The organism is Streptomyces sp. NPDC016677, assembly GCF_055562815.1.
Genome location: NZ_JBVHEO010000007.1, coordinates 110,368 through 136,578, shown reverse-complemented (window position 1 = coordinate 136,578; position 26,211 = coordinate 110,368). Strand labels below are relative to the sequence as shown.

The 26,211-nt window shown below is 73.6% G+C and carries 31 protein-coding genes; 22 read left to right on the top strand and 9 right to left on the bottom strand.

Going from position 1 to position 26,211, the window contains the following annotated elements; genetic code table 11:
• Positions 1-27 precede the first annotated feature (27 nt).
• The 3 genes from ACZ3IG_RS20825 to ACZ3IG_RS20815 all read right to left on the bottom strand — a co-directional run bounded on the left by ACZ3IG_RS20825 (position 28) and on the right by ACZ3IG_RS20815 (position 2,381).
• Positions 28-567, bottom strand: a complete 540-nt coding sequence (locus tag ACZ3IG_RS20825) for a hypothetical protein (protein ID WP_467433858.1) — start codon at positions 565-567, stop codon at positions 28-30.
• Positions 568-646: 79 nt separating this feature from the next.
• Positions 647-1,582 carry an HtaA domain-containing protein gene (locus tag ACZ3IG_RS20820; protein WP_467433857.1) on the bottom strand — a complete coding sequence of 312 codons (936 nt, stop codon included), beginning with the start codon at positions 1,580-1,582 and terminating at the stop codon, positions 647-649.
• Positions 1,583-1,616: 34 nt separating this feature from the next.
• Positions 1,617-2,381 (bottom strand): hypothetical protein, encoded by a 765-nt coding sequence (locus ACZ3IG_RS20815; RefSeq protein WP_467433856.1) that lies wholly within the window; start codon positions 2,379-2,381, stop codon positions 1,617-1,619.
• A gap of 124 nt (positions 2,382-2,505) precedes the next feature.
• On the opposite strand from ACZ3IG_RS20815, the gene ACZ3IG_RS20810 reads away from it, so the two are divergent.
• Both ACZ3IG_RS20810 and ACZ3IG_RS20805 read left to right on the top strand, forming a co-directional pair.
• Entirely contained in the window at positions 2,506-3,555 is a 1,050-nt protein-coding gene (locus ACZ3IG_RS20810; RefSeq protein WP_467433855.1) for a heme/hemin ABC transporter substrate-binding protein, read from the top strand.
• A gap of 269 nt (positions 3,556-3,824) precedes the next feature.
• The gene (locus ACZ3IG_RS20805) at positions 3,825-5,432 is read left to right on the top strand and encodes an alpha/beta hydrolase (RefSeq protein ID WP_467433854.1); all 1,608 of its coding nucleotides are present in this window, start codon (positions 3,825-3,827) and stop codon (positions 5,430-5,432) included.
• A 121-nt stretch (positions 5,433-5,553) separates the two neighbouring features.
• Here ACZ3IG_RS20805 and ACZ3IG_RS20800 read toward each other — a convergent pair whose 3' ends face one another.
• Entirely contained in the window at positions 5,554-6,324 is a 771-nt protein-coding gene (locus ACZ3IG_RS20800) for a nitroreductase (protein ID WP_467433852.1), read from the bottom strand.
• A gap of 101 nt (positions 6,325-6,425) precedes the next feature.
• On the opposite strand from ACZ3IG_RS20800, the gene ACZ3IG_RS20795 reads away from it, so the two are divergent.
• The 6 genes from ACZ3IG_RS20795 to ACZ3IG_RS20770 all read left to right on the top strand — a co-directional run bounded on the left by ACZ3IG_RS20795 (position 6,426) and on the right by ACZ3IG_RS20770 (position 12,807).
• Positions 6,426-7,019, top strand: coding sequence for a TetR/AcrR family transcriptional regulator (locus ACZ3IG_RS20795; RefSeq protein ID WP_467433851.1), 594 nt, complete (start codon positions 6,426-6,428; stop codon positions 7,017-7,019).
• 126 nt (positions 7,020-7,145) lie between these two features.
• Positions 7,146-7,979 carry a M55 family metallopeptidase gene (locus ACZ3IG_RS20790; protein WP_467433850.1) on the top strand — a complete coding sequence of 278 codons (834 nt, stop codon included), beginning with the start codon at positions 7,146-7,148 and terminating at the stop codon, positions 7,977-7,979.
• Positions 7,972-9,276, top strand: coding sequence for a M20/M25/M40 family metallo-hydrolase (locus tag ACZ3IG_RS20785; protein WP_467433849.1), 1,305 nt, complete (start codon positions 7,972-7,974; stop codon positions 9,274-9,276). Before ACZ3IG_RS20790 ends, ACZ3IG_RS20785 begins: the two co-directional genes overlap by 8 nt.
• A 5-nt stretch (positions 9,277-9,281) precedes the next feature.
• Entirely contained in the window at positions 9,282-11,246 is a 1,965-nt protein-coding gene (locus ACZ3IG_RS20780; RefSeq protein ID WP_467433848.1) for a prolyl oligopeptidase family serine peptidase, read from the top strand.
• Positions 11,243-12,166: a S66 peptidase family protein gene (locus tag ACZ3IG_RS20775; RefSeq protein ID WP_467433847.1), complete on the top strand. Its 924-nt coding sequence runs from the start codon at positions 11,243-11,245 to the stop codon at positions 12,164-12,166. Before ACZ3IG_RS20780 ends, ACZ3IG_RS20775 begins: the two co-directional genes overlap by 4 nt.
• Positions 12,167-12,231: 65 nt before the next feature.
• Positions 12,232-12,807: a GNAT family N-acetyltransferase gene (locus ACZ3IG_RS20770; protein ID WP_467433845.1), complete on the top strand. Its 576-nt coding sequence runs from the start codon at positions 12,232-12,234 to the stop codon at positions 12,805-12,807.
• On the opposite strand, the gene ACZ3IG_RS20765 is transcribed toward ACZ3IG_RS20770, so the two are convergent.
• Positions 12,762-13,109 carry a VOC family protein gene (locus tag ACZ3IG_RS20765; RefSeq protein ID WP_437083342.1) on the bottom strand — a complete coding sequence of 116 codons (348 nt, stop codon included), beginning with the start codon at positions 13,107-13,109 and terminating at the stop codon, positions 12,762-12,764. The two genes, ACZ3IG_RS20770 and ACZ3IG_RS20765, sit on opposite strands and share 46 nt — an antisense overlap.
• A gap of 69 nt (positions 13,110-13,178) precedes the next feature.
• Between ACZ3IG_RS20765 and ACZ3IG_RS20760 the strand changes: the two genes are divergently transcribed.
• Positions 13,179-13,667 (top strand): phage holin family protein, encoded by a 489-nt coding sequence (locus tag ACZ3IG_RS20760; protein WP_467433844.1) that lies wholly within the window; start codon positions 13,179-13,181, stop codon positions 13,665-13,667.
• A 16-nt stretch (positions 13,668-13,683) separates the two neighbouring features.
• Here the strand turns inward: ACZ3IG_RS20760 and ACZ3IG_RS20755 are convergent, their stop codons facing one another.
• Positions 13,684-14,634, bottom strand: coding sequence for an LLM class F420-dependent oxidoreductase (locus ACZ3IG_RS20755; protein WP_467434068.1), 951 nt, complete (start codon positions 14,632-14,634; stop codon positions 13,684-13,686).
• A 259-nt stretch (positions 14,635-14,893) separates the two neighbouring features.
• Between ACZ3IG_RS20755 and ACZ3IG_RS20750 the strand changes: the two genes are divergently transcribed.
• The 13 genes from ACZ3IG_RS20750 to ACZ3IG_RS20690 all read left to right on the top strand — a co-directional run bounded on the left by ACZ3IG_RS20750 (position 14,894) and on the right by ACZ3IG_RS20690 (position 23,506).
• Positions 14,894-15,148: a hypothetical protein gene (locus ACZ3IG_RS20750; RefSeq protein ID WP_467433842.1), complete on the top strand. Its 255-nt coding sequence runs from the start codon at positions 14,894-14,896 to the stop codon at positions 15,146-15,148.
• Positions 15,145-17,001, top strand: a complete 1,857-nt coding sequence (locus ACZ3IG_RS20745) for a transketolase (protein WP_467433841.1) — start codon at positions 15,145-15,147, stop codon at positions 16,999-17,001. The genes ACZ3IG_RS20750 and ACZ3IG_RS20745 overlap by 4 nt, the downstream gene beginning before the upstream one ends.
• Positions 16,998-17,924: a non-homologous end-joining DNA ligase gene (gene ligD / locus ACZ3IG_RS20740; RefSeq protein WP_467433840.1), complete on the top strand. Its 927-nt coding sequence runs from the start codon at positions 16,998-17,000 to the stop codon at positions 17,922-17,924. Before ACZ3IG_RS20745 ends, ligD begins: the two co-directional genes overlap by 4 nt.
• A gap of 149 nt (positions 17,925-18,073) precedes the next feature.
• Positions 18,074-18,445 carry a gas vesicle protein GvpO gene (locus ACZ3IG_RS20735; RefSeq protein WP_467433839.1) on the top strand — a complete coding sequence of 124 codons (372 nt, stop codon included), beginning with the start codon at positions 18,074-18,076 and terminating at the stop codon, positions 18,443-18,445.
• An 87-nt stretch (positions 18,446-18,532) separates the two neighbouring features.
• On the top strand, positions 18,533-18,958 hold the full coding sequence (locus ACZ3IG_RS20730; protein WP_403545945.1) for a gas vesicle structural protein GvpA: 426 nt from the start codon (positions 18,533-18,535) through the stop codon (positions 18,956-18,958).
• Positions 18,955-19,731 (top strand): GvpL/GvpF family gas vesicle protein, encoded by a 777-nt coding sequence (locus tag ACZ3IG_RS20725; protein WP_467433838.1) that lies wholly within the window; start codon positions 18,955-18,957, stop codon positions 19,729-19,731. Before ACZ3IG_RS20730 ends, ACZ3IG_RS20725 begins: the two co-directional genes overlap by 4 nt.
• Before the next feature lie 5 nt (positions 19,732-19,736).
• Positions 19,737-20,000, top strand: coding sequence for a gas vesicle protein GvpG (locus ACZ3IG_RS20720; RefSeq protein ID WP_467433837.1), 264 nt, complete (start codon positions 19,737-19,739; stop codon positions 19,998-20,000).
• A complete protein-coding gene (locus ACZ3IG_RS20715) occupies positions 19,997-20,719 on the top strand; it encodes a DNA primase (protein ID WP_467433835.1) in 723 nt (240 codons plus the stop codon). Before ACZ3IG_RS20720 ends, ACZ3IG_RS20715 begins: the two co-directional genes overlap by 4 nt.
• Complete coding sequence (locus tag ACZ3IG_RS20710; RefSeq protein ID WP_467433834.1) at positions 20,716-21,879, top strand: SRPBCC family protein; 1,164 nt, start codon at positions 20,716-20,718, stop codon at positions 21,877-21,879. Before ACZ3IG_RS20715 ends, ACZ3IG_RS20710 begins: the two co-directional genes overlap by 4 nt.
• Complete coding sequence (locus ACZ3IG_RS20705) at positions 21,876-22,238, top strand: gas vesicle protein (RefSeq protein WP_403545954.1); 363 nt, start codon at positions 21,876-21,878, stop codon at positions 22,236-22,238. Before ACZ3IG_RS20710 ends, ACZ3IG_RS20705 begins: the two co-directional genes overlap by 4 nt.
• Complete coding sequence (locus ACZ3IG_RS20700) at positions 22,235-23,041, top strand: GvpL/GvpF family gas vesicle protein (RefSeq protein WP_467433832.1); 807 nt, start codon at positions 22,235-22,237, stop codon at positions 23,039-23,041. The genes ACZ3IG_RS20705 and ACZ3IG_RS20700 overlap by 4 nt, the downstream gene beginning before the upstream one ends.
• Positions 23,038-23,220: a gas vesicle protein gene (locus ACZ3IG_RS20695; RefSeq protein WP_215168427.1), complete on the top strand. Its 183-nt coding sequence runs from the start codon at positions 23,038-23,040 to the stop codon at positions 23,218-23,220. The genes ACZ3IG_RS20700 and ACZ3IG_RS20695 overlap by 4 nt, the downstream gene beginning before the upstream one ends.
• A 1-nt stretch (position 23,221) precedes the next feature.
• Positions 23,222-23,506 (top strand): gas vesicle protein K, encoded by a 285-nt coding sequence (locus tag ACZ3IG_RS20690; protein ID WP_215168428.1) that lies wholly within the window; start codon positions 23,222-23,224, stop codon positions 23,504-23,506.
• Positions 23,507-23,567: 61 nt separating this feature from the next.
• Here ACZ3IG_RS20690 and ACZ3IG_RS20685 read toward each other — a convergent pair whose 3' ends face one another.
• From ACZ3IG_RS20685 to ACZ3IG_RS20675, 3 genes are all read right to left on the bottom strand, one after another.
• Positions 23,568-23,738: a hydrophobic protein gene (locus ACZ3IG_RS20685; RefSeq protein ID WP_215168429.1), complete on the bottom strand. Its 171-nt coding sequence runs from the start codon at positions 23,736-23,738 to the stop codon at positions 23,568-23,570.
• Positions 23,739-23,780: 42 nt separating this feature from the next.
• Entirely contained in the window at positions 23,781-24,602 is an 822-nt protein-coding gene (locus ACZ3IG_RS20680) for a methyltransferase domain-containing protein (protein WP_467433831.1), read from the bottom strand.
• Between the two features lie 95 nt (positions 24,603-24,697).
• Positions 24,698-26,185, bottom strand: a complete 1,488-nt coding sequence (locus tag ACZ3IG_RS20675; RefSeq protein WP_467433829.1) for a phosphatase PAP2 family protein — start codon at positions 26,183-26,185, stop codon at positions 24,698-24,700.
• Positions 26,186-26,211 lie beyond the last annotated feature (26 nt).

The window sequence follows — 26,211 nt, the reverse complement described above, 5'->3', positions numbered from 1 at the left end:
AGTGGTCACAGACGGGCCGGCGGCCGGTCACTGGAAGGTGATCGGGACGTGGACGTCGTACGTGCGGTCACCGGAGTCGAGGTGGTCGGCGCGGGTCACCACGGCGCAGGTGACGTCCTCGCCGCAGACGGTGCCGTCGTCGAGGGTGGCCTTGACGTAGATCCGCGCGCTGAAGGTGCCGCCGGTACCGAACTTGGAGCTGTTGGCGAACAGGCCGCCGAAGGTGTTGTTCACCCAGTGCGAGGCGCCGGTCGAGCCGCTCTCGTCCTGGCCGCCCAGGCAGGGGGTGGGCTTGGCCGCGCCCGGCGCGCCCTCGACGACGCACAGGCCGACGTAGATGCCCTGGGACGGGTTGAAGCCGGAGCCGGTGACGGTGATGACCTGGCCCGCGGCGGCGGCCGAGTCCGGGGCGGTCACCGACAGGTGGTAGGTGGTGGAGCCGTCGACGACGGTACGGGTCGAGGTGGCGGCGGAGGCGGAGCCGGCCAGGCCCAGGGTCAGGGCCGCCGAGGCGGCGACGGCGAGGGCGGCGCGGGCGGTGGTGCGGGGGTTCAGGACAGCTCTCATGGCGGTCGCCTTCCGGAAGAGGAAAACAGGAAACAGGGGGAAACAGAGGGAAAAGGACGGAACGCAGCGGGGACGAAGGTCAGTCGGCGGTGCGCACGTCGAACCGGGCCACGGCCCGCCCCGGTCCGGACACGGCGGTCAGCTCGACGGTGTGCGCGCCCTCGGTGGCCGTCGCGTACACCGGGAAGGCGCGGGAGACACGGCCACGGGTGTCGGCCACCGTCTGGTACCGGGTGTCGGCGTCGATCGCCACGAGCACGACCTCGCCGGGCGCGAAGCCGGTGCCGGTGACCTCCTGTTCGACGCCCGGGGCCAGGGTGGTGTGGCGCAGGGCGGCGGCCACGGTCGCCGACGGGGCGGGTGTGCCGGCGGGGGCGTCGCTCAGGCTCGGCTCCGCTGCCGCGGGCGCCTCGGTGGCGTCGCCCGTGCCCACCGTCACGTCCAGCCGGCCGAGGCCGTCGCCCGCCGCGAACTCCCGTCCGCTCCACGTGGACAGCAGCCGCGCGCCCTCCTCGGTGAGGGCCGCGTCCAGGCCGCTCCAGGTCACGCCCGAGGTACGGACGGCGGGGGCGGTGCCGCCCGAGGTGAGGCCGGCCAGGGCGACTTCGCGGACCTCGCCCCCGGTGACGGTCCGGGTCCGCAGGGTGCCGGTGCCGTCCCGCAGGTCCAGCCGCAGGCCGCCGAGGACGAGGGGGGCCGCGGCGGTGGCGTCGGTGAGCCGGGCGGTGCCCGCCAGTTCGACCCGTGCCGTACCGCTCGCCGGGTCCGTGCCGCCGCCGGTGGCCGGGAACCAGGCGCGGTCCGCGGCGTCGCGTACGGCGGGTTCGGCGACGTCGAACGACAGGGCCGAGTCGGACAGCGGGGTGCCGTCCGTCGTCCAGCTCGTGTAACCGCCGGATATTTCGCGGGGCTCGCGGGGGAGGGGCTCCGCGTCCTGTGCCGTCGCCGGGCTCGGGCCGAGCAGCGCCAGCAGGGCGCCGCCCGCCGCGACGGCGACGCCGGGTCTCTTGGTCATCTTCCAGTCTCCTCGGGAATCGGGTGCGGCGCCGTCAGCCGGCGTGCCGGGTGCGGCGCCCGCGCGCCAGGAACCAGGTGCCGGTGCCGGCCGCGACCAGTGCGGCGGCGGCGCCCCCGACCGTCAGGGCGGCCGAACCGGTACTGGCCAGAGGCCCGCCGGAGGTCCGGGAACCGGAGTCCGAGCCGGTGCCGCCCGTGCCGGAGCCGCCCGTGCCGGTGCCGCCGGTCGCGGCGGTGCCCGGCGTGCTCGCGGTGGAGCCCGGCGTGGCCGAGGTGCCGTTCCCCGGCGTACCGCCGCCGTCCGAGCCGCTCCCGAAGGTCACCGGCACCCGTACCGTCTGTGACTGGTCGCCGCCCCGGGTGTGGTCGTTGCGGGTGATCACCGCGCAGGTGACGCCTGACTTGGCGCAGTCGGTGTTGGCGTCCTTCGCGCGCACCTTGACCCGCACGCTGAACGTGCCCTTGTGCCCGCTGCCGCCGTAGGGCTCGGCGAGCCCCTCGCCGTAGGAGGGCGGGTCGGACGAGACCCAGACGGAGGCGCCGGACTCGCCCGACATGTCGACGCCGCCGACGCACGGCGTGGGCGTCTTGCCGGCGCCGTTGTCCACGCAGAAGGCGACGTAGACGCCCTTCTCCGTGTTGTAGCCGGTGCCGGACACCGTCACCGTCTCGCCCGCGGGGTCCAGGCCGGACGTCTTCGACACGGTGAGTTTCTGTCCCTCGGGACCGGTCGCCGAGGCACCGGCGGCCGACGCGGGTGCCGTCGAGAGCGCCAGCGCCATCGCGGCGATTCCCACAACTCGACTGCAACGCACAGCACTTGCGCTGTTCACAGCATCACCCCCACCAACGATGAATAAGGTAAACCTAACCTAAGCTAAGTCTCAACTGTGTGGCTCCGGAGAACCGAAAGGGCGAGCGATGCGCATGTGTGGAAGAGGCCGTTCGTCGTCATGGCGCCGGGGGCTGGCCCCCGTCGTTCTCGCCCTCGCGCTCGCGGTGACCGGTTGCGGAGGCGCGTCGGAGGTGTCGTCCGGGGCGAAGGCGCCCGCGTCCGCGGGCGAGCGGGCCGCCGCGGCCGAGCGGCGACTGGCGGAGAACACCCTGACACCGCTGGCGGGCCCGGCCCCCGCCCCGAAGCTGCCGGTCACCGTCACGTCGTCCGACGGCCGGAAGGTCACCGTCACCGATGCCTCGAGCGTCCTGCCGCTCAACGGCGGTGTCGCCGAGACCGTGTTCACGCTGGGGCTCGGTGACCGCGTCGTGGGCCGCGACATCACCGCGACCTTCGCCGAGGCGAAGAAGCTCCCGCTGGTCACCAAGGCGCACGACGTCAGCGCCGAGAGCGTGCTGTCGCTGCGGCCGACCGTGGTGCTGGCCGACACCGACACCGGGCCGCAGGAGGCGATCGACCAGATCCGCGACGCCGGGGTCCCGGTCGTCGTCCTCGACCCCGTGACCGACCTGGACGGCGTCGCCACCCGCACCACCCGGGTCGCCGAGGCGCTCGGCGTCCCGGCGGCCGGCGAAGCCCTCAACGCCCGTACCGACGGGGAACTGGCGGCCGCCCGTGCCGCCGTCCCCGACGGCAGCCGCCCCAAGGTGGCCTTCCTGTACATGCGCGGCAGCGCCGCCGTCTATCTGATGGGCGGCAAGGGGTCGGGCGCCGACTCCCTGATCGAGGCGGCGGGCGCGGTCGACGCGGGCGTCGAGACCGGCCTCGACAAGCCCTTCACCCCGCTCACCAGCGAGGCCCTCGTCGCGGCCCGGCCCGACGTCATCCTGATGATGGACAAGGGGCTGGAGTCGGTGGGCGGGCTGGACGGCCTGGCCGAGATCCCGGGCATCGCCCAGACCCCGGCGGGCGCGGACCGCCGGGTCGTCACACTGGAGGACGGCGTGCTGCTCGGCTTCGGGCCGCGCACTCCGCTGGTGATCGACATGCTCGTGGACCGTATCCACGCCGGGTGAGGCCGGGGAGACCGTGAGACCGGGTGAGGCCGGGGGGCCGGATGTCCGGTCTCGCCGGTCGGCACCGGTTCCCCGCGACCGCGTGCGGGCGGTGGTCCCGGCGCCCCGCGGCGGCCGCTCCGTTCGCGGGTTCGGCCCGGGGTCCCCCGGGAGAGCTACCTGTCTGTCCTCTCCGGGGGGACGCGCGCCTCCGGTGGTCTCTTGTTGAGTCGAGTCGTCAACACAGCGGCCCGACAAGGCCGATCAGCCCAGTAGCCAAGGACGACGCCATGACCACGGTACGCAGTTCCGCGCAGCACGGTCTCCCCAGAGGCCACCGAATCGCCGCAACTCTGCTGGCTTCCACACTGGCGGGAGCCGCACTGGTCGCGTGCGGTGCCGACGCCGAGGGCCTGCGAGTGGCCAAGGCCTCCGGCGAGAGCGTCGGCGAGACCGCGGGCGACGCCGCGATCACCTGGGGCGAGTGCCCGGCCCCGGCCGAGGGGCAGCCCCGTGATTCCCACCTGACCTGCGGGACGTTGGAGGTGCCGCTCGACTACGAGAACCCGGGCGGCGAGAAGATCGACGTGGCGGTCTCCGGGCTGTCCACCGCACAGCCCGGGAAGCGACGCGGCGTTCTGCTGCTGAACCCCGGCGGGCCGGCCCTGGGCGGTCTCGACATGCCCGGGACCATGGCGTCCACACTGCCGAAGTCCGTGCTGGACCGCTACGACCTGATCGGTTTCGACCCGCGCGGCGTCGCACACAGCACCCCGCAGAGTTGCGGTCTGGAGGACCCCAGCGTGTCCGGGCTCTTCCCCTATCCTGCCGCGGACGGCTCGATCACCGGGAACGTGGCCCTCGCCGAAGCCGACGCCAAGCAGTGCGCCGACGCGGTGGGCAAGGGTCTGCGGTACTACAACACCGCCAACACCGCCCGCGACATGGACCGCATCCGCCAGGCGCTCGGTGAGAAGAAGATCTCCTACTGGGGCCAGTCCTACGGCACCTACCTCGGCGCCGTCTACCGCTCGCTCTTCCGGGACCGCACCGACCGGATGGTCCTGGAGGGCAACGTCGACCCCACCAAGGTATGGGCCGGCCAGGTGGCGGACACCTGGGGCAAGGGCATGGCCGACCGGTTCCCCGACGCCGCCCGCGTCGCCGCGGCGCAGGCCGGCACCCTCGGACTGGGCACGAACGTCGCGCAGGTGACCCGCACCTACCTCACCCTCGCCGACCGGCTGGACCGCACGCCCGCAGCGATCCCCGGCACAACGGTGTCGCTGGACGGGGCGCTGCTGCGGAACACGACCTACGCCCTGCTGCTGAACAACGACACCCTTCCCGTGCTCACCCAGTTCTGGAAGGCAGCCGACAACCTGGCCCACGGCAGCACCACGGCCGCCGACATCGCGGTCCTCCAGCAGGCGTCCGCCGCCGCGCCGGCGTCCCCGGGCGTTCCCGCGGACAACCAGGCCACCATGTTCATGGCCCTCACCTGCGGCGACGCCGAATGGCCGCGCGACGTGGCCGGCTACGCCGCCCGCACCGCCGCCGACCGCGAGAAGTGGCCGCTCACCGCGGGCATGCCCGCCAACATCTGGGCGTGCGCCTACTGGGACAAGCCGGCCGAGGCGCCTGCCAAGATCGTGAAGGGCGGCCCGCGCAACACCCTCGTCCTGCAGAACCGCCGGGACAACGCCACCCCGTGGGAAGGCGGCGTCGGGCTGCACAAGACCCTCGGCGGCGGCTCCGCGTTCGTCGGCGTCGACAACGGCGGGCACTACGTCTACGGCGAGGGCTCCGCCTGCGCCGACAAGGCCACCGTCGCCTTCCTGGCCACCGGCCGCCTGCCGCACAAGGACGTCCACTGCACCGACGTCGCCCAGAAGTGACCCGCCGGAAGGCGATGCTCCGCTGTCCGGTCCGCTGTCCGGTCCGCTGTCCGGTCCGCCGTCCGGCCCGGCAGCCCGGCGGAACGGCGCTGTACGGGCAGCGGGTCGGCCGCGACAGGGTCTAGTCGTGGAACGTGGTGGTTGCCTCCAGAGCCGCCCGGCCGGTCGTGACCCGGTTCACCGGCGCGTTCTGGTCGGCGTAGCCGAAGGAGATGCCCACGAGCAGCTTCCCCTCGTCCACACCGAGCTGGTCGCGGACGGTGTCGGCGTAGAAGCTGAGCAGGCCCTGCGGGCAACTGGCCACGCCGTAGGCGGTCATGGCCAGCAGCAGCGTCTGCAGGTAGGCACCGGCGTCGGCGGCCAGTCGCGGCCCGCCGTCGCCGGTGACGAACAGGAAGGCGGCATGGGGCGCCCCGTAGAACCCCAGGCTCTCCGCGTCGTAGGCCGCGCGGGCCGGGTGGTCCTCGGGGCCGATGCCCAGCGCTCCGTACAGGCCGGCGCCGAAGGCGGCCCGCCGTTCTTGGTGGACGGGGGCGTACATGTCCTCGGAGTACGGGTAGTCGGCCGTGACGCGTCGCTCGGCGTGGGCCGTTCGCAGGGCGTCGGCGAGACGGTCCCGGCGCGCGCCGCCGACGACCTCGACCCGCCACGGCTGCGCGTTGGAGTTGGACGGCGCGGCACCGGCCAGGGTGAAGATCGCGCGCAGAGTGTCCTGGGGCACCGGGTCGGGGCGGAACGCGCGGATCGCGCGGCGCCCGCGGATCAGCCGCTCGCCGTACTCCCACGTCGGCGTCCCGCCCGTCTGTGTCCCGCCCGTCTGTGTCCCGCCCGTCTGTGCCCCGCCGGTGGGTGTCCGGCTCGTGTGTGTCCGGGTGAAGGCCGGCCCGCTCATGGAACTCTCCTCAGGATCGCTTAAGTAAACGAGAGCGTTTACCTGGGGATGCACTATAGCCAGTCACTCGCCTGAAGTAAACGAGGGCGTATACTTACGTCATGACCACGGTGACGACCACGTCTCGACGGCAAGGGCGCGGAGGCAGGGAGCGCATCCTGGCCGCCGCGGCCGGACTGTTCGCGGTCCAGGGGATCAACGCGACCGGCATGGAGCAGATCGCGGAGCGGGCGCCGGTGTCCAAGCGCACCCTCTACGCGCACTTCCGGACCAAGGACGAGCTCGTCCTCGCCCACCTCAAGGACCTCGCCTCGGCGGGGCGCACCCTGGAGGGGGCGCTGGTACGCGAGGACGTCCCCGCCAGGGAGCGCGTCCTCGCGCTGTTCGACCCGCCCCCGACGGGCACGGATCCCGTGCGCGGTTGCCCGTTCATCGACGCCGCCGTGGAGTTCCCCGACCCGCGGAACGCGGTGCACTCCTACGCCCGCGAACGGAAACTGCTGATGGTGCGGCTGGTGACCGAGCTGGTGGCGGAACTGGGCTGCCGGGAACCCGCCGACCTCGCCGAGCAGCTCGTCACCCTCGCGGACGGCGCCGCCAGCCGCGCCATGGTGCTGGATGACCCGAACTACGGCCGGCACGCGCGGGCGGCGGCGGAGATCCTCCTGGACAACGCGCTGCCGGCCACGGTCTGACCGGCCCCGCCGGGCCGGCGGGCCACGAACGGGTCGTCCGGAGGCCGGCGGGGACGACGGGCTGCGGGCCCGCTGCCGGAGTGTGGTCCCTGGCAGGCCTGTTCGGCGGCCTGTAGCGTCGTCCGCATGAAGATCCTGATCAGCGCCGACATGGAGGGCGCCACCGGGGTGACCTGGCCCGCCGACGTGCTGCCGGGCACGCCGCAGTGGGAGCGGTGCCGGTCGATGTTCACCTCGGACGTCGACGCCGCCGTACGGGGGTTCTACGACGGCGGCGCCGACGAGGTCCTCGTCAACGAGGCCCACTGGACCATGCGCAACCTGCTCCTGGAGGAACTGGACGAGCGGGCGCAGCTGCTCACCGGACGGCACAAGGCGCTGTCGATGGTGGAGGGCGTGCAGCACGGCGACGTGGACGGCATCGCCTTCGTCGGCTACCACGCGGGCGCGGGCCAGGAGGGCGTGCTCGCCCACACCTACCTCGCCAACCAGATCACCGGCGTCTGGCTGAACGACGTACGGGCGAGCGAGGGGCTGCTCAACGCGCAGGTCGTCGCCGAGTACGGCGTGCCGGTGGTGCTGGTCACGGGCGATGACGTGGCCTGCGAGGACGCCCTCGGGTACGCGCCCGAGGCGCTGAAGGTCGCGGTCAAGGACCATGTGTCGCGGTACGCGGCGGTGTGCCGGACGCCGGCCCGGACCGCCGCCGAGATCCGGGCGGCGGCCAAGGAGGCGGCCACGCTGGCGGTGCGGTACGAGCCGGTCGCCGGCGGGCCGTTCACCGTCGCCGTCGAGTTCGACGCCGAGCACCTGGCGGCGGCCTCGACCGTCGTACCGGGCGTCGAGCGGATCGGCGAGCGGAAGGTGGCGTACACCACCGGCACCATGTACGAGGGCATCAGGACCTTCAAGGCGGTCACCACGATCGCCTCGGCCGCCGTGGAGGAGACCTATGGCTGACCAGCAGGCCCTCGACGAGGTCGTCCGCTTCACCTCCGACCTGATCCGGATCGACACCACCAACCGGGGCGGCGGCGACTGCCGGGAGCGCCCCGCCGCCGAGTACGCCGCCGCCCGGCTCGCCGAGGCGGGGCTCGACCCCGTCCTGCTGGAGCGCACCGAGGGCCGTACCAACGTCGTGGCCCGGGTCGAGGGCAGCGACCCGTCGGCCGACGCGCTGCTGCTCCACGGTCACCTGGACGTGGTCCCGGCCCAGGCCGCCGACTGGAGCGTGCACCCGTTCTCCGGGGAGGTCCGCGACGGCGTCGTCTGGGGGCGCGGCGCGGTCGACATGAAGAACATGGACGCGATGATCCTGGCCGTCGTGCGGGGCTGGGCCCGGCAGGGGGTACGGCCCCGGCGGGACGTGGTGATCGCGTTCACCGCCGACGAGGAGGCCAGCGCCGTCGACGGCTCCGGTTTCCTCGCCGACCACCATCCCGAACTGTTCGAGGGCTGCACCGAGGGCGTCAGCGAGTCCGGGGCGTTCACCTTCCACGACGGCGCCGGCCGCCAGATCTACCCGATCGCGGCAGGCGAGCGCGGCACCGGCTGGCTGAGGCTGACCGCCCGCGGCCGGGCCGGACACGGCTCCAAGGTCAACCGGGAGAACGCGGTCACCCGGCTCGCGGCGGCCGTCACCCGCATCGGCGAGCACGAGTGGCCGCTGCGCCCGACCCCGACCGTGCGCGCCGCCCTCGTCGAACTCGCCGCGCTGTACGGCATCGACAGCGACCTGACCGATGTGGACGCCCTGCTGGAGAAGCTCGGCCCGGCCGCGGGGCTCGTCGAGGCCACCGTCCGCAACAGCGCCAACCCGACCATGCTGGACGCCGGTTACAAGCTCAACGTCGTCCCCGGCGAGGCCGTCGCGTACGTCGACGGACGGTATCTGCCCGGCTTCGAGGACGAGTTCCGGGCCACCCTGGACCGGCTCACCGGACCCGACGTGGACTGGGAGTTCGCCCACCACGAGGTCGCCCTCCAGTCACCGGTCGACTCACCGACGTACGCCCGGATGCGCGCCGCCGTCGAGGAGTTCGCGCCCGAGGGGCACGTGGTGCCGTACTGCATGTCGGGCGGCACCGACGCCAAGCAGTTCTCGCGGCTGGGCATCACGGGCTACGGCTTCACCCCGCTGCGGCTGCCCGAGGGCTACGACTACCAGGCCCTCTTCCACGGCGTGGACGAGCGGGTCCCCGTGGACGCCCTGCGCTTCGGGGTACGGGTACTCGACCGGTTCCTGCGGACGGCCTGAACGAGATGGGGGAGACAGTGCGGACCCTGGCGTACGGATCGTGGCCCTCGCCCATCGACGCGGCGCTCGCCGCCGCGCACGGCGGGCGCCCCGACGACGTGGGCTTCGTCGGCGAGGAGGTGTGGTGGACCGAGCCCCGGCCCGCGGAGGGCGGGCGGCGGAGCCTGGTGCGGCGGCGCGCGGACGGCGGTGAGGAGGACCTGCTGCCCGCCCCGTGGAACGTGCGCAGCCGTGTCATCGAGTACGGCGGCCGGCCCTGGGCGGCGGCGCCGGACGGGGACGGTCCGCTGGTCGTCTTCGTGAACTTCGCCGACCAGCGGCTGTACCGGTGGCGGCCGGGCGGCGAGCCCCGCCCGCTCACCCCCGTCTCGGCGGTCGGCGGCGGCCTGCGCTGGGCGGAACCGCGGCCCATGCCGGAGCGCGGCGAGGTGTGGTGCGTCCTTGAGGAGTTCACCGGCGAGGGTTCCTGCGACGTGCGCCGCGTCCTGGCCGCCGTACCGCTGGACGGCTCGGCCGCCGAGGACCGCGCCGCGGTGCGCGAACTGAGCGACGGACGGCACCGGTTCGTCACCGGCCCCCGGCTCTCCCCGGACGGGCGGCGCGCGGCCTGGCTCGCCTGGGACCACCCCCGGATGCCCTGGGACGGCACCGAACTGCTGGTCGCCGAGGTCGCCGCCGACGGCACCTTCGGCCCGGCCCGGACCGTCGCCGGCGGCCCCGACGAGTCGATCGCGCAGGCCGACTGGGACCGCGACGGTGCCCTGCTGTACGCCTCCGACCGCACCGGCTGGTGGAACCTGTACCGCGACGGACGGCCGCTGTGCCCCCGCGAGGAGGAGTTCGGCGGGCCGCTGTGGCAGCTGGGCCCGCGCTGGTTCGCCCCGCTGGACAGCGGCCTGATCGCGGTCGTGCACGGCCGGGGCGCCACCGCCCTCGGCGTCCTGGACCCCGAGACCGGCGAGGTCGTCGACGCGGCCGGCCCCTGGACCGAGTTCGCCGCCGGGGTCGCCGCGTACGGCGAGCGGGTCGTGGCGGTCGGCGCCAGCCCGCGCAGCGGCCCCGAGGTGGTCGAACTGGACGTCCGTACCGGCCGGGCCCGGGTGATCGGCGCCGCGCACGTCGACGTCGTGGACCCCGCCCACTACCCCGAGCCGCAGATCCGCACCTTCACCGGACCCGACGGCCGCGAGGTGCACGCGCACGTCTACCCGCCCCACCACCCCGGCTGCGTCGCGCCCGCCGACGAACTGCCCCCGTACGTCGTGCGGGCACACGGCGGGCCCACCAGCCGCTCCGCGCTCGTCCTCGACCTGGAGATCGCCTACTTCACCTCCCGGGGCATCGGCGTCGCCGAGGTCGACTACGGCGGCTCCACCGGATACGGCCGGGAGTACCGCGAGCGGCTGCGCGAGCAGTGGGGCGTGGTCGACGTCGAGGACTGCGCGGCCGTCGCCCTCGCCCTCGCCGACGAGGGCACCGCCGACCGGGACCGGCTCGCCGTGCGCGGCGGCAGCGCGGGCGGCTGGACCAGCGCCGCCTCGCTCGCCACCACCGACGTCTACGCCTGCGGCACCATCCTCTACCCCGTCCTCGACCTGACCGGCTGGGGCACCGGGGAGACCCACGACTTCGAGTCCCGGTACCTGGAGTCCCTGGTCGGCCCGTACGACGAGGTGCCCGCCCGGTACGCCGAACGCTCGCCCGCCGAGCACGCCGACCGGATCACCGCGCCGTTCCTGCTGCTCCAAGGCCTGGACGACGTGATCTGCCCGCCCGCGCAGTGCGAACGGTTCCTGGCCAGGATGGCGGGGCGCCGGGTGCCGCACGCCTACCTCACCTTCGAGGGCGAGGGGCACGGCTTCCGCAAGGCGGAGACCCTGGTGCGCGCCCTGGAGGCGGAACTCTCCCTGTACGCCCAGGTGTTCGGGCTCAACCCGCCCGGCATCCCCACCCTGGAGCTGACCGGGTGAACGGCCTGACCCGGCCCGCGCGGCTCGCCCCCGGCGCCCGGGTGGCCGTCGTCGCGCCCAGCGGACCGGTCCCCGAGGAACGCCTCCAGGCCGGCCTCGACGTACTGCGCGGCTGGGACCTCGACCCGGTCGTCGCCCCGCACGTCCTGGACCGGCACGGCACCTTGGACTACCTGGCCGGCGACGACGCCGACCGGGCCGCCGACCTCCAGGCTGCCTGGTGCGACCCGGCCGTCGACGCGGTGCTGTGCGCCCGCGGCGGCTACGGCGCCCAGCGCCTCGTCGACCTGCTCGACTGGGACGCGATGCGCGCCACGGGCCCTAAGGTCCTCGTCGGCTTCAGCGACATCACCGCGCTGCACGAGGCGTTCGCCGTCCGGCTCGGCCTGGTCACGCTGCACGGCCCGATGGCGGCGGGCGTCGACTTCCTGAAGAACGCGCGGGCCCAGGAACACCTGAAGGCCACCCTGTTCGCTCCGGAGACGGTCCGCGCGATCGCCTCCGGCGGCACGCCGCTGGTTTCCGGCCGGGCCCGGGGCGTCACCCTCGGCGGCTGTCTGTCCCTGCTCGCCGCCGGGCTGGGCACCCCGGGCGCCCGGCCCGGCGCGCGCGGCGGACTGCTCTGTCTGGAGGACGTGGCGGAGGAGCCGTACCGCCTCGACCGCTGCCTGACCCAACTCCTGCGGGCCGGCTGGCTGGAGGGGGTACGGGGCGTCCTGCTCGGCTCCTGGGTGGGGTGCGGGCCGCCCGACCGGGTCCGGGCGCTGCTCCTGGACCGGCTCGGCGGCCTCGGTGTGCCCGTCGCCGAGGAGTTCGGGTTCGGGCACTGCGTGGCGGCGCTGACCGTGCCGTTCGGGGTCGGCGCCGAGCTGGACGCGGACGCGGGCACGCTCACCCTGGACGAACCGGCGCTGCGCTGAGGCCCGCGTACGCCGGCGGGAGGCCGCACGACACGCCGTCCCGCCACCTCGCCGAGGGCCCCCGGGTGGGCATACGCCGCTTCACCCTCGACGACGAAGCCGAGTTCACCGCCCGGACCCGGGAGAGCAAGGACCCGCACCACCCCTGGCTCTTCCCGCCGGACACCGCCGAGGCGTACGCCCGGTACGCGGGCCGGCTGATCGAGGACCCGGCCAAGGCCGGGTTCCTGGTCTGGGAGAAGGCCGCGACGACGGAAAGGGTGGCCGACGGGGCGGCCGGAGGGGCGACCGCCGGGTCGACCGCCGGGTCGATCGCCGGGTCGATCGCCGGGTCGATCGCCGGGTCGATCGCCGGGTCGATCGCCGGGTCGATCGCGGGGTTCGTCGACATCAACAACATTGTCGAGAGCGGGTTCCTCAGCGGAACGCTCGGCTACGGCGCCTTCGCCCACGCCGCCTCCATCGCCCTGGCCCGCGCCTGCGGCTTCCGCCTGGAGGGCTTCTCGCCGGAGACGCTGTACGTCGACGGGGCCTGGCACGTGATCACCAGCGGTGGGCGATCACGGCCGGCCCCGGGATCTGACGCGGGCCGCCGTCACGCCTTCCGGTCGGCGTACTCGTACACCGAACCGTCCGGGTGACGGGCGATCAGATTGCGGCCCGCGGGCGTCGGGAGCGGACCGGCGACGACCTCGCCGCCGAGGCCGGTCACGACCTGGGCCGTCTCCTCCACGTCGGTCACGGCGATCGTCGCGGCCACCTTGCGCAACACTTCCAGCTGGGACTCCGGCCCGCTCATCAACAAGAAACAGCCGACCGCCGCCACGTGGACGCCGCCACGTTCGAAGCGCATGGCCCGGCCGCCGGCGAGACCCTCGTAGAAGGGGATCACCTTGTCCAGATCGTCGACGTAGACGCGCAGTGTGGTTCCCAGAATGTCCATGCGGAAAAGCCTAGTTGGCGACGGGGGCGGGCCGCCCATGGACCACCGGGTCGCGGGTACCCGGCCGGCATGGACGACCGACTGACACACGTGCAGCACCTGGACCGGCACCTGGTCGACGAGTTGGCCCAGGTGGCCCGCGAGACCATCCGGGACGAGCTGCGCGAGCAGACGCGCAAGCAGCGCCGTACGGCGACGCTGTACGCGGCGTCCGGCGCCGCCGCCCTCTACGCCGGCGCGGCGGTGGCGCTCGCCGTGGGCCTGGCGCTCGCCGTCGGGCTGCCCGGCTGGGCCGCCGCGCTGATCACGGCCGCGCTGCTCGCCGTCGCCGCCTGCCTGCTGCGCGGCGCCGCGAAGCCCTCCGGGGCGGGTACGGGCGCGGGGCACGGGGCCGTCGGCGGGCGCCCGCTGGGCGGGACGGCACCCGCCGCGCCGCCGAGCGGGGCCCGCGTGCCCCACCCGCCGATGCCGCCCACCGCGCCCGGGACGCCGGGTACGGGGGCCGGGGCGCCCCGCCGGGGCGACAGCGGCGCCGAGGGGCCGCACGGCGGGGCGTGACCACGGGCCGCCGGCGTCAGAGCCGCGGCAGCACCTTCGTGCGGTAGAAGTCGAAGAAGCCGCGCAGGTCGGGGCCGATCTGGTTGACGTAGACCCGGTCGAATCCGGCGTCGGCGAACCGCTTCAGCTCGGCGACGTGGGCGTCCACGTCGTCGCCGCACACCCGGCCGCGGCGCACCATGTCCTCGGTGACCAATGTCTGCGCCTGTTCGAAGTGCTTGGGCGAGGGCAGTACCTGGCCCAGCTCGCCGGGCAGCAGCTCGTTGGCCCACAGCCGGTGCACCGTCCGCACGGCCGCGTCCGCGTCGGTGTCGTAGCAGACCTTCGTCCCGCCGCTGACCGGCTTCCCGGCGCCGCCGCCCTTGCGGTACTGCTCCACCATCGAGGCGTCGGGCATCATCGTGATGTACCCGTCGCCGACGCGGGAGGCGAGCCGGGTGGCGGCGGGGCCGAAGCCGGAGACGTCGATGGGGACGGGCTCGTCCGGCACCGTGTAGAGCCGGGCGTTCTCCACCGTGTAGTGCGCGCCGTGGTGGTTGACCTCCTTGCCGGAGAACAACTGGCGCATCACCTGGATCGCCTCCTCCAGCATCTCCAGCCGTACGTGCGCGGGCGGCCACGGGCCGCCGACGATGTGCTCGTTGAGCGCCTCGCCGGTGCCGACGCCGAGCCGGAACCGGCCGCCGGTCAGCACCGCGCTGGTCGCCGCGGCCTGCGCCACCACCGCCGGGTGCATCCGCACCGTCGGACAGGTCACCGCCGTCTCGACGGGCAGCGACACCGCCTCGGCCAGCGCGCCGATCACCGACCACACGAAGGGGCTCTGGCCCTGCGCGTCGTTCCACGGGTGGAAGTGGTCGGAGATCCACAGCGCCTGGAAACCGGCCTGCTCGGCCATCCGGGCCTGCTCGATCAGCTCGGCCGGACCGTACTGCTCACAGGAGAGGAAATAGCCGTACTCGGGCATGGGGGCCTCCGGGGTGGGGTGCGGGAGGGGACCGGGGGAGGGGGACAGATGGCTGTCGGCCGGGTACCCGGAGGCCGGGCCGGAAACCGGCGGTACGGGTCGCTTGCGCACGTTCGGCACGTTTGGGGGGCCTGACCGGGGGGACGCGAAAGTCCCGACGCGTCGCCGCCGCGGAGGTGCCGCGGGTGTGCCGCGGGCGCCGAGCGGGTCGGCGGCGGGCATGTCCGCGAGGTGAGCCGGATCGGTGAGGTGAGTCAAGGTGAGTGCGGCGAGCGGGCCGGGCAACGAGCCGGCCAAGGGACAGCCGGGCGGAGAGCCCGCCAAGGGACAGCCCGGCGGGGAACCGGCCAAGGCGCAGCCCGGCGGCGAACCCGCCAGGGCCCACCGGGGAGACCGGGCCGCGAGGAGCCGGCCCGCTGTGGAACCCCCGCCGGACCAGCCGCCCCCCGGCCCCGGCGTGGCCCCCGGCCCCGTCAAACGTGCCGACGACGACCCCGCGGAAGGAGACGTATGAACACCGAGGAACTCGTCGAACTCGGACAGCAGCTGCGCGTCGACAGCGTGCGCGCGGCCGACGCCGCGGGCTCGGGACACCCCACGTCCTCGATGTCCGCCGCCGACCTGATGGCCGTACTGCTGGCCAACCACCTGCGCTACGACTTCGAGCGCCCCGCCCACCAGGGCAACGACCGCTTCGTCCTCTCCAAGGGACACGCCTCCCCCCTCCTCTACTCCGCCTACAAGGCGGCCGGCGTCATCGACGACGAGGAACTGCGCACCTTCCGCAAGCTGGGCAGCCGGCTGGAGGGACACCCCACGCCGCGACGGCTGCCCTGGGTCGAGACCGCCACCGGGTCGCTCGGGCAGGGCCTGCCCGTCGGCGTCGGCATCGCGCTGGCCGGAGCGCGCCTGGACCGCACCGGGTACCGCGTGTGGGTGCTGTGCGGGGACAGCGAGCTGGCCGAGGGGTCCGTCTGGGAGGCGGCCGAGCACGCCGGGTACGAGCGGCTCGACAACCTGACCGTGATCGTCGACGTCAACCGGCTCGGCCAGCGCGGCGCGACCCGGCACGGCCACGACCTCGACGCCTACGCCCGCCGCTTCCGCGCCTTCGACTGGCACACCGTCGAGATCGACGGCCATGACGTGGACGCCGTCGACCGGGCCTACGGAGAGGCGCTCTCCACCCGCGGCCAGCCCACCGCGATCATCGCCCGCACCCTCAAGGGCAAGGGTGTCGCGGCCACCGAGGACCGCGAGGGGCTGCACGGCAAGCCGGTCAAGGACGCCGCCGAGGCCATCGAGGAGCTGGGCGGGCCGCGCTCCCTGACCGTGCACGTGCAGGAGCCCGTCGCCAGGTCCGCGCAGGCACCGCACCCGGACGGCGCCGGCCCGCTGGAGCTGCCGCGCTGGGAGAAGGGCGAGCAGGCGGCCACCCGGGACGCCTTCGGACAGGCGCTGACCGCGCTGGGCACCGCCCGCGGTGACGTCGTCGTCCTGGACGGCGAGGTGGGCGACTCCACCCGCGCGGAGCTGTTCGCCAAGGAACACCCCGACCGCTACTTCGAGTGCTACATCGCCGAACAGCAGCTGGTCGCCACGGCCGTCGGCATGGCGGCGCGCGGCAGGCTGCCGTACGCCTCCACCTTCGCGGCGTTCCTCACCCGCGCCCACGACTTCATCCGCATGGCCTCCGTCAGCGGCTCCGGGATCGTGCTCAACGGTTCCCACGCGGGCACCGCCATCGGCCAGGACGGGCCGAGCCAGATGGGCCTGGAGGACCTGGCGATGATGCGGGCCGTGCACGGCTCGACCGTGCTGTACCCGTGCGACGCCAACCAGACCGCGCGCCTGGTCGCCGAGGCGGCCGGCCTCACGGGCATCCGCTATCTGCGGACCTCGCGCGGCGGCAGCGAGGTGATCTACGGGCCCGACGAGGAGTTCCCCGTCGGCGGCAGCAAGGTGCTGCGCTCGTCCGGCGCGGACGACCGGCTCACGTTCGTCGCGGCGGGCGTCACCGTGCCCGAGGCGCTGGCCGCCGCCGACGCCCTGGCCCGGGAGGGCATCGCGGCCCGGGTGATCGACCTGTACTCGGTCAAGCCGGTGGACCGGGACACCCTGCGCCGGGCCGCCGAGGAGACCGGCTGTCTGCTCACCGTCGAGGACCACCACCCCGAGGGCGGTCTCGGCGACGCGGTCGCGGAGGCGTTCGCCGACGGCGGCCCCGTGCCCCGGCTGGTCCGGCTCGCGGTGCGTACGATGCCGGGCTCGGCCGCGCCGGACGAGCAACTGCACGCGTCCGGCATCGACGCCGAGTCGATCGCCACGGCCGGCCGGCTGCTGGTGGAGCAGGCGGTGGTGCCGTGAGCCCAGCCGCCGCACGGAGGGTGCGGGCCGGCCGCGGCACCGTCGAGGTGCACCGGCCGGACAAGGTCCTCTTCCCGGCGGAGAAGGCCGCCGACCAGGTCACCAAGGGCGACCTGGTCGACTACTACCGGGCCGTCGCCCCGTATCTGCTGCCGCACCTGCGGGGCCGCCCGCTGATGCTGGAGCGGCACCCGGACGGCATCGACGGCCCGGTGTTCATGCAGAAGAACACGCCCGCGCACTACCCCGGCCGGATCACCCGCGCGGAGCTGCCCAAGGAGGGCGGCACGGTCTGCCACACCGTCTGCGACGACACCGCCACCCTCCTCTACCTGGCCGACCAGGCGGCCCTCACCCTGCACCGCTGGCTCTCCCGCGCCGACCGCCCGCACCACCCCGACCGCATGGTCTTCGACCTCGATCCGGGCGTCGACGACTTCGAGACCGTCCGCGAGGCGGCCGTGCTGCTGGGCGAGCTGCTCGGCTCACTGCGGCTGCCGTCGGCGCTGATGACCACCGGTTCCCGGGGTCTGCACGTGATCGTGCCGCTGCGCGGGCGGCCCGACTTCGACGAGGTACGGGAGTTCGCCCACCACGTCGCCGAGACCCTGGCCGCCGCCCACCCCACCCGGCTCACCACCGCCGCCCGCAAGAAGGACCGCGGCGACCGGCTCTACCTCGACGTCCAGCGCAACGCCTACGCGCAGACCGCCGTCGCCCCCTACACGGTCCGGGCCAGGCCGGGCGCCCCCGTGGCCACCCCCCTCGGCTGGGACCAGCTGGACGACCCCGCGCTGCACGCCCGCCGCTGGACCGTCGCGGACGCGGTCGAGCAGGCCCGTACCGACCCGTGGGGCGACCTCATGCGGCGTGGCCGGGCCCTGGGGCCGGCCCGGCGGCGGCTGGCGGCCCTGCGCGGCTGACCCGGTGGACCCGGTGGACCCGGTGGGCCCGGTGGACCTGGCGGTCCGGCCCTCACCCGTCCGGCCTGCTCCGGGTTGCGATGAGCAGATGGGTGTGCTCGTGCAGGTTTGGCGAACACTCTTGCGGCCACACGGAGGGGGAGGTGGCCATGTCGAACACAAAGAACACGTCCGATTCGCAACCCACGCAACAGAGTTCACAGGATTCACAGAAGTCTCAGAAGTCGCAGACGTCCGGTGAGTCACGTCGGCCCCGCCCGATGGAGGTGCTGCGCGAGGCACGCGCACAGCTCGCGGAGCTGACCGGCATGACCGCCGAGTCCGTGTCGTCCTTCGAGCAGACGGAGGAGGGCTGGGCCCTGGAGGTCGAGGTGCTCGAACTGGAGCGGGTCCCCGACACGATGAGCCTGATGGCGAGCTACGAGGTGGAACTCGACGCCGACGGGCAGCTCACCGGATACCGCCGGGTCCGCCGCTACGAGCGCGGACGGTCCGACGCACGCAGGTCCGGCGGCCACTAGACCCGGGCCGGGCGGACCGGCCCCATCGGCACCACAGCCACAGATCCACAGCCACAGACCCCGAGATCCGAGGAGGGATCAGCCGGCATGACTGTCGTACCGGCACAGCAGACCGGAGGCGGAGGCGGCAGCAGCGGCCTCTACGACGTGCTCGAACTCGTCCTGGACAGGGGGCTCGTCATCGACGCATTCGTGCGGGTGTCCCTGGTCGGCATCGAGATCCTCAAGATCGACGTCCGGGTCGTCGTCGCCAGCGTCGACACCTACCTGCGCTTCGCCGAGGCGTGCAACCGCCTCGACCTGGAGGCCGGTCCGCGCAAGAACCCGGGCCTGCCCGACCTGGTCGGGACCATGACCGAGTCCGGCGCGCGCGGCAAGTCCAAGGGGGCGCTGTCCGGCGCCGCCGAGACCATCTCGGACGCCTTCAAGCAGGCCCGCGGCGAGGCCGAGACCGAGTCCCGCCCGCGTGCCCGCAGGTCGACGTCCTCGCGCCGTAAGGAGGAGCAGGAGTGAGCACGTACGTCTACGGCATCACCGCGAGCGCGCACCCCTCGCTCCCCGAGGACCTGGCCGGCGTGGGCGATCCGCCGCGCACGGTGCGGGTGCTGACCGAGGGCGAACTGGCGGCCGTCGTCAGCGACGCCCCCGAGGGGCTGCGGCCCAAGCGCAAGGACCTGCTCGCCCACCAGAACGTGCTCGCCGAGGCGGGCGCGGCCGGCTGCGTGCTGCCCATGCGGTTCGGCAGCGTCGCCCCCGACGACAAGGCGGTCACCGGCGTGCTCGCCGAACGCGCCGAGCACTACAAGGAGCGGCTGCGCGCCCTGGACAACCGGGTCGAGTACAACATCAAGGCCAACCACGTGGAAGAGGCCGTGCTGCACCACGTCATGGCCGAGAGCCCGGAGATCCGCGCACTGGCCGAGGCCAACCGGAAGGCGGGCGGCGGCAGTTACGAGAGCAAGATCCAGCTCGGTGAGATGGTCGCCGCGGCGGTCCAGGCCCGGGAGGCGGAGGACGCCGCCGCGCTCCAGCGCGTCGTGGAGCCGGAGGCCGACGCGGTCAGCGTCGGACCCGAGTCCACGGGCTGGCTGGCCAACGTGTCGTTCCTGGTGGACCGGGAGCGGGCCGAGACCTTCCTGGCGGCCGTGGAGCGTGCCCGCCAGGAGCTGCCGCACCTGGAGGTGCGGATCAACGGGCCGCTCCCGCCGTACAGCTTCGTGGAGCCCGGCCCCGCCGAGCCCGCGGGCACCGCGGCGGGCGGCGGCGCCGGTACCGGAGCGGGGTGACGGACATGGGCCTGATCTCCGAGGTGCTGCTGCTGCCGTTCGCACCGGCACGCGGCAGCGCCTGGGCCATCAGACAGGTACTCCAGGAAGCCGAGCGCATCTACTACGACCCGGCCACCGTACGAGCCGAACTGGCCCGCCTGGAGGAGCGGTTGGAGGCAGGCGAGATCACGGAGGAGGAGTTCGACCGGCAGGAGGACGAACTCCTGGACCGGCTGGAGATCGCTTCGCGCCACAGCGCGGGCACGGGCGACGGGACGACACCATGAATCGAGTGGGACTCGGCCTCGCGGTAGGGGCCGGCTATCTGCTGGGACGCACCAAGAAACTGAAAGTCGCGATCGCCGTGGGCACGGCGGTGGCGGGCAAGCGGATGAACCTCACCCCGCGCGGCATCGCGGACCTGGTCTCCACCCAGCTGCAGAACAACCCGCAGTTCAAGGAGATCGGCGACCAGCTGCGGCAGGACATGCGGGGCGTCGGCAAGGCGGCCACGGGCGCGCTGGTCGAGCGGCAGATCAATGGGCTTGCCGACCGGCTGCACGGCCGTACCTCCCAGGTACGCGACCAGCTCTCGGGCGTCGCCTCCCGCGTGCCCGGCACGGACACCGACGAGGACCGTGACGACGAGTACGACCGTGACGACGAGCGCGGCGGTGACGACGAGTACGGCGGTAACGGCCGTAACGGCCGGTACGAGCGTGACGACGGGTACGACGCCGACGACGCCGACGAGGCGGACGAGGCGGACGAGGCGGACGAGGCGGACGAGGCGGCGCCGAAGGCCGCGAAGAAGGCGCCCGCGTCGGCGAAGAAGGCCGCCGCCAAGAAGACCGCCGCGAAGAAGGCCCCGGCGAAGAAGGCCCCGGCCAGGAAGACCGCGGCCACGAAGTCCGCGGCGAAGCGGACGCAGTCGGCGACGAAGTCGGCCCGGGGCGCCGCCCGCGGTACCCGGGCCCGGCTGCCGAAGGGAGGCGGTGAGCGATGACCGACACCCTCGGATCCGCGGCCTCGAAGGCGGGCGGTGCGGCGAAGAACAACCCGCTGACCGACCTGGCCCGCAGCGAGGCCGCCGACCGGCTCAAGGACGAGGTGCAGCAGTACCTCGCCGCCCAGGCCACCCGCGTGCTGGTCGGCGTCGGCCGCAAGCTCGGCGAGACCACCGTCAAGCTGAACGACATCGCCGACGGCAACAGCCCCGGCTTCGCCAAGCTCGCCCTGGACGGCGGCCGCAAGCTCGCCGAGGGCAAGAGCCCGGTGCGCACCGCGATGGAGGTGGGCGCCGGCCGGCTGAAGGACAACGTGGCCGGCGCGTTCAGGAATCTCGGCGGCGGCAAGGGCAAGCGCAAGGGCGGCGCCGGCAAGAAGCCGACGGTCATCATCGAGTACGTCGACGTCGGCGTCCCGCTGCGCACCGCCTACGACCAGTGGACCCGGTACCAGGACTTCAGCACCTTCGCCAAGGGCGTCAAGAGCGCCGGCCGCGCCGACGACACCACCTCGGACTGGCAGCTGAAGGTCTTCTGGTCCAACCGCGGCTGGAAGGCGAAGACCACCGAGCAGGTGCCGGACGACCGGGTCTCCTGGACCTCCGAGGGCGCCAAGGGCACCACGAAGGGCGTCGTCTCCTTCCACCGCCTCGCCGAGAACCTCACCCGGGTCCTGGTGGTCGTCGAGTACTACCCCCAGGGCCTGTTCGAGAAGACCGGCAACATCTGGCGGGCCCAGGGCCGCCGCCTGCGGCTCGACCTGAAGAACTACGTCCGCTTCATCACGCTCAAGGGCGAGGCGGAGGACGGCTGGCGCGGGGAGATCCGCGACGGCGAGGTCGTCCGCAGCCACGAGGACGCGGTCGAGGAGGAGGAACAGGAGGAGCGGGAGAGCCAAGGGGAACACGGGGAACCTGAGGAAGAGGCACCGTACGCCGAGGAGGACGAGGAGGACGAGGAGGCCGCCGAGTACGACGAGGACGAGGAGCCCGAGGCCGAGGCCGAGCCCGAGGACGAGGACGAGTACGCGGAGGACGCCGAGGACGACGAGGACGCCGCGTACGAAGCCGAGGACAAGGGCGGCCTGGACGACCGGGACGACCAGGACGACGCGTACCGCGAGGAAGACGAGTACGCCGAGCACGGGAGCCGTAGATGACGACACCCAGCCGTATGCCCGAACCCTTCGGCCAGGGGCAGAGCGCCAATCTCGCCGACATCCTGGAGCGGGTGCTGGACAAGGGCGTCGTCATCGCGGGCGACATCCGGATCAACCTGCTCGACATCGAGCTGCTCACCATCAAACTGCGGCTCATCGTCGCCTCCGTCGACAAGGCCAAGGAAATGGGCATCGACTGGTGGGAGAGCGACCCGGCGCTCTCCTCGAACGCCAAGCACAAGGAACTCGCCCGGGAGAACCGGGAACTGCGCGAACGGCTGGCCGAGCTGGAGTCGGGCCGCACCCCGCTGGAGCAGGGCGAGCGGGGCCGGGCCCGCGAGGAGGAGGAAGCCCCATGAGCGGACTGCGGTACGTCTACGCCGTCTGCCGCCCCTTCGACGCGGCCCTCCAGTCGCAGCTGACCGGGGTGGCGGGCGACCCGCCCAGAATGCTGCGCCACCACGGTCTGGTCGCCGTCGTCAGCCACGTCCCCGAGGCCGACTTCACCGAGGAGTCCCTCAAGGCCCACCTGGAGGACCTGGACTGGCTGGCGGCGACCGCCCGCGCCCATCAGCAGGTGATCGACGCGCTCACCGCCGTCACCACACCGCTGCCGCTCCGGCTGGCCACGGTCTTCCGGGACGACAGCGGCGTCCGCGTGATGATGGAGGAACGCGAACGGGACTTCCTGCGCACGCTCGAACGGCTGGACGGCCGGGTCGAGTGGGGCGTCAAGGTGTACGTCGAGGGCGGCGGGCGGAGCGAGGCCCAGGAGCCGCCCGGCAAGCCCGCCTCGGGGCGCGACTACCTGCTCCGGCGGCGCATGCGCACCCGGGCGAGCGAGGATCTGTGGCAGCGGGCGGAGGAGTTCGCCGGCCGGCTGCACGAGACGCTGTCCGACCGGGCCGACGACACCCGTCTGCACGCGCCCCAGAATCCCCAGCTTTCCGGCGCCGCCGGGCGCAACGTACTCAACGCCGCCTATCTGGTGCGGCGCGATCTCTCCGAGGAATTCGTGGAACTGGTCGACCGGACAAAGGACGACGCCCCGGGAATCAGGGTGGAACTCACGGGCCCGTGGGCCGCCTATTCGTTCGCCGGGGAGAACGGCGGGGAGAACGCCGGGGAGAACGCCGGGGAAAACGATGGGGAGGGTTCATGACCGTCGTGGAACGCAGGGAGATCGCCCTGGTCGACCTGCTCGACCGGCTGCTGGCCGGCGGGGTCGTGATCACCGGGGACCTCACGCTGCGCATCGCGGACGTGGACCTGGTCCGCATCGACCTGAACGCGCTGATCAGCTCGGTCAACGCCAACGTCCCCTCGCCCTGGGAGGACTGACGTGAGCGAGCGACACGGCAGGATCGAGTTCGAGCCCGACACCGTCGAACGCGACCTGATCAAGCTGGTGCTGACCGTGGTCGAGCTGCTGCGCCAGCTCATGGAGCGGCAGGCGCTGCGCCGCTTCGACCAGGGCGATCTCACCGAGGACCAGGAGGAGCGCATCGGACTCACCCTGATGCTGCTCGACGACCGCATGACCGAACTGCGGGAGCGGTACGGACTGCGGCCCGAGGACCTGAATCTGGACCTCGGGCCGCTGGGACCGCTGCTGCCCCGGGAGTGAACCTCCCGGGGCAGCGGCCTCACCCTGTGTTTCTCACCCCGTGTTCAGGGTCTGTACCGGTTCACCACCGGTACCAGCGACTCCGGCCGCCTCCGGCGCTGGTGCCGCGGACCAGGAAGCCCAGCAGCCACAGCACGATGACGACCAGGGCGACCCACCAGAGCACCTTCAGAGCGAATCCGGCGCCGAAAAGAATGAGCGCGAGCAACAGTACGAGAAGAAGCGGGACCATGATTATTACCTCCTGCCGTACTGGTGTCCCGGATTTCATCGATCAGGCTTCTTTCCGGCAGAGAATTTCTCCGTGCAGGACCGAGAACCAGCCGTCGGGCTGTGCCGCCCAATTCCGCCAGGCCGCCGAAACGGCCCGCAGTTCCTCCGCCGTCGCGTGACCGCCCCCGGTGGCCCGCCCGGCGTACGCCGACTCCACGGTGCGGTCCGCCCACAGGCCGCCCCACCAGGCCCGCTCCTCGGGCGTGCTGAAGGTCCAGGCGCTGGAGGTGGCGGTGATGTCGGTGAACCCCGCCTGAAGCGCCCACGCCTTCAGCCGGCGCCCGGCGTCCGGCTCGCCGCCGTTGGCCCGGGCCACCCGCCGGTAGAGGTCCAGCCAGTCGTCCAGCCCGGCCGACGCCGGGTACCAGGTCATGGCGCCGTAGTCCGAGTCGCGGACGGCGACGAAACCGTTCGGCTTCGTCACCCGCCGCATCTCGCGCAGCGCCCGCACCGGATCGCCCACGTGCTGGAGCACCTGGTGGGCGTGGACCACGCAGAAGGTGTCGTCGGGGTGGTCGAGGGCGTGGACGTCCGCCACCGCGAAGTCGATGTTCGTCAGGTTCCGGCCGACCGCCGTCGACCGGGCCCGGTCCAGGATCTCCGGGGCCCGGTCGACGCCGGTGACGTGGCCGTCGGGGACCAGCGCCGCGAGGTCAGCGGTGATGGTCCCGGGACCGCACCCGATGTCCAGGATCCTCATGTGCGGTTTCAGGGAGCCGAGCAGGTACCCGGCGGAGTTGGCGGCGGTGCGCCAGGTGTGCGAGCGGAGCACGGACTCGTGGTGCCCGTGCGTGTAGACGGCGGTCTCCCGCGGCTGCGGCATCGCTGATCCCCTCTCGGCGGCTGGGGTCACCGTACGCCTGTCGATCACATGATGAGACCTGTCGTTTCGGCATGTGGGATGACGGCTCGTCAGGGTCACGTCAGCGGGCGGTACACCGTGAGCGCCTCGGGCAGTTTCTCCACCGTCACGTCGCCCTCGGTCTCGGTGACCTCGCCGTCGTACGCCAGCAGCGTGCCCGGCGCGACCCCGGCCAGCCGCAGCCGCCCCACCCGTACCGCCGCGTGGGCGGGGGAGCGGGTGAGCGGTCCGGCGAAGGCCGCGGACAGCAGCCGCAGCGCGGGCCGGCTGCCGCCGTGCACCACCCGTACGTCGAGCCGGCCGTCCGCCAGGTCGAGGCGGCGCCCCGGCGTCAGGCCCATGCGGTGGTACGTGCCGTTGCCCGCGAACAGCAGCCACAGCGGCCGGGTGCGGCCCCCGACCTCGGCCCGCAGCGGATGCCGGTCGGCCCGCAGCACCCGTACGGCCGCCAGCACCCCGGCCGGCCAGCCGCCGATCCGGTGCGAGAAGCGCTCCCGCTCGCGCACCAGCTCCGGGTAGACCCCGAGGCTGAAGGTGTTCAGGAAGATCCCGTTCAGCCGCCCGGAGGTGAACCGGCCCACGTCCACCCGCACCCCCTCGCCCCGCTCCAGCGCCCGGCACAGCGCCCGGACGTCCTCCACGCCCAGGTCGTAGGCGAAGTGGTTCAGCGTGCCGCCGGGCAGCACCGCCAGCGGCAGCCCGTGCCGCAGGGCGACCGAGGCCGCCGCGTTCACCGTGCCGTCGCCGCCGCACACGCCGAGCACCCGGGCCCGGCCCGCCGCCTTCTCCAACTCGGCCGCCACATCGGCGGGCTCGGCCTCGATGACCTCGGCCAGCGGCAGCGCGTCGCACAGCGCCCGCACCCGCTCCGAGGTGCCCGAGCCCAGGTTGGCCACCATCACCAGACCCTCGCCGCCGGACAGCGCCGGCATCTCCGCGCGCGGCCGGGCCGGCGGAGTCAGCTGGGCCCGGGTGGGCACCAGTCCCCGTACGGCGAACGCGGCCCCCGCCCCGAGCGCCACCCCCGCCAGCACGTCACTGGGGAAGTGGACGCCCGTGTAGACCCGGGAGGCGGCGACCGCCGCGGCCACCGGTGCCACGGCCGCGCCCCACGCCGGGGACTCCAGAGCCACCCCGGTGGCGAACGCGGCGGCCGAGGCGGCGTGCCCGGACGGGAACGAGGTGGTGATCGGCTGCCGCTTCAGCCGCCGCACCAGCGGCACCGGGTCGAGGACCGGCCGCGGCCGGCGCACCGAACGCTTGCCGAGGGTGTTGATGGTCAGCGAGGCCACGCCCAGCGAGGCGAGGCCGCGTACGGCGGCCCGGCGGGCCCGGGGCGTGCGGGACGCGGCCAGCGCCGCGGCGGCCGCGAACCACAGCACGCCGTGGTTGGCGCTGCGGCTCAGCCGGGGCAGCACCCGGTCGCCGCCGGGCCAGTGCCGGGCGGCCACCGCCTCGAACAGACGGTGGTCCAGGCCGAGGAAGGCCGTGCGGACGGGATGCGGGCCGGGCAGCGGGACGGTGAGGTCTACGTCGGGGCTCATGCCTCCCGCCTACCCGCCGGGTGGCC

Bases quoted from the DNA above. Each gene is read 5' to 3' on its own strand.
- ACZ3IG_RS20825 (WP_467433858.1), bottom strand. From the start codon at position 567: ATGAGAGCTGTCCTGAACCCCCGCACCACCGCCCGCGCCGCCCTCGCC.
- ACZ3IG_RS20820 (WP_467433857.1), bottom strand. From the start codon at position 1,582: ATGACCAAGAGACCCGGCGTCGCCGTCGCGGCGGGCGGCGCCCTGCTG.
- ACZ3IG_RS20810 (WP_467433855.1), top strand. From the start codon at position 2,506: ATGCGCATGTGTGGAAGAGGCCGTTCGTCGTCATGGCGCCGGGGGCTG.
- ACZ3IG_RS20805 (WP_467433854.1), top strand. From the start codon at position 3,825: ATGACCACGGTACGCAGTTCCGCGCAGCACGGTCTCCCCAGAGGCCAC.
- ACZ3IG_RS20800 (WP_467433852.1), bottom strand. From the start codon at position 6,324: ATGAGCGGGCCGGCCTTCACCCGGACACACACGAGCCGGACACCCACC.
- ACZ3IG_RS20795 (WP_467433851.1), top strand. From the start codon at position 6,426: ATGACCACGGTGACGACCACGTCTCGACGGCAAGGGCGCGGAGGCAGG.
- ACZ3IG_RS20790 (WP_467433850.1), top strand. From the start codon at position 7,146: ATGAAGATCCTGATCAGCGCCGACATGGAGGGCGCCACCGGGGTGACC.
- ACZ3IG_RS20785 (WP_467433849.1), top strand. From the start codon at position 7,972: ATGGCTGACCAGCAGGCCCTCGACGAGGTCGTCCGCTTCACCTCCGAC.
- ACZ3IG_RS20780 (WP_467433848.1), top strand. From the start codon at position 9,282: ATGGGGGAGACAGTGCGGACCCTGGCGTACGGATCGTGGCCCTCGCCC.
- ACZ3IG_RS20765 (WP_437083342.1), bottom strand. From the start codon at position 13,109: ATGGACATTCTGGGAACCACACTGCGCGTCTACGTCGACGATCTGGAC.
- ACZ3IG_RS20760 (WP_467433844.1), top strand. From the start codon at position 13,179: ATGGACGACCGACTGACACACGTGCAGCACCTGGACCGGCACCTGGTC.
- ACZ3IG_RS20755 (WP_467434068.1), bottom strand. From the start codon at position 14,634: ATGCCCGAGTACGGCTATTTCCTCTCCTGTGAGCAGTACGGTCCGGCC.
- ACZ3IG_RS20745 (WP_467433841.1), top strand. From the start codon at position 15,145: ATGAACACCGAGGAACTCGTCGAACTCGGACAGCAGCTGCGCGTCGAC.
- ACZ3IG_RS20735 (WP_467433839.1), top strand. From the start codon at position 18,074: ATGTCGAACACAAAGAACACGTCCGATTCGCAACCCACGCAACAGAGT.
- ACZ3IG_RS20730 (WP_403545945.1), top strand. From the start codon at position 18,533: ATGACTGTCGTACCGGCACAGCAGACCGGAGGCGGAGGCGGCAGCAGC.
- ACZ3IG_RS20720 (WP_467433837.1), top strand. From the start codon at position 19,737: ATGGGCCTGATCTCCGAGGTGCTGCTGCTGCCGTTCGCACCGGCACGC.
- ACZ3IG_RS20715 (WP_467433835.1), top strand. From the start codon at position 19,997: ATGAATCGAGTGGGACTCGGCCTCGCGGTAGGGGCCGGCTATCTGCTG.
- ACZ3IG_RS20710 (WP_467433834.1), top strand. From the start codon at position 20,716: ATGACCGACACCCTCGGATCCGCGGCCTCGAAGGCGGGCGGTGCGGCG.
- ACZ3IG_RS20705 (WP_403545954.1), top strand. From the start codon at position 21,876: ATGACGACACCCAGCCGTATGCCCGAACCCTTCGGCCAGGGGCAGAGC.
- ACZ3IG_RS20700 (WP_467433832.1), top strand. From the start codon at position 22,235: ATGAGCGGACTGCGGTACGTCTACGCCGTCTGCCGCCCCTTCGACGCG.
- ACZ3IG_RS20695 (WP_215168427.1), top strand. From the start codon at position 23,038: ATGACCGTCGTGGAACGCAGGGAGATCGCCCTGGTCGACCTGCTCGAC.
- ACZ3IG_RS20685 (WP_215168429.1), bottom strand. From the start codon at position 23,738: ATGGTCCCGCTTCTTCTCGTACTGTTGCTCGCGCTCATTCTTTTCGGC.
- ACZ3IG_RS20680 (WP_467433831.1), bottom strand. From the start codon at position 24,602: ATGCCGCAGCCGCGGGAGACCGCCGTCTACACGCACGGGCACCACGAG.
- ACZ3IG_RS20675 (WP_467433829.1), bottom strand. From the start codon at position 26,185: ATGAGCCCCGACGTAGACCTCACCGTCCCGCTGCCCGGCCCGCATCCC.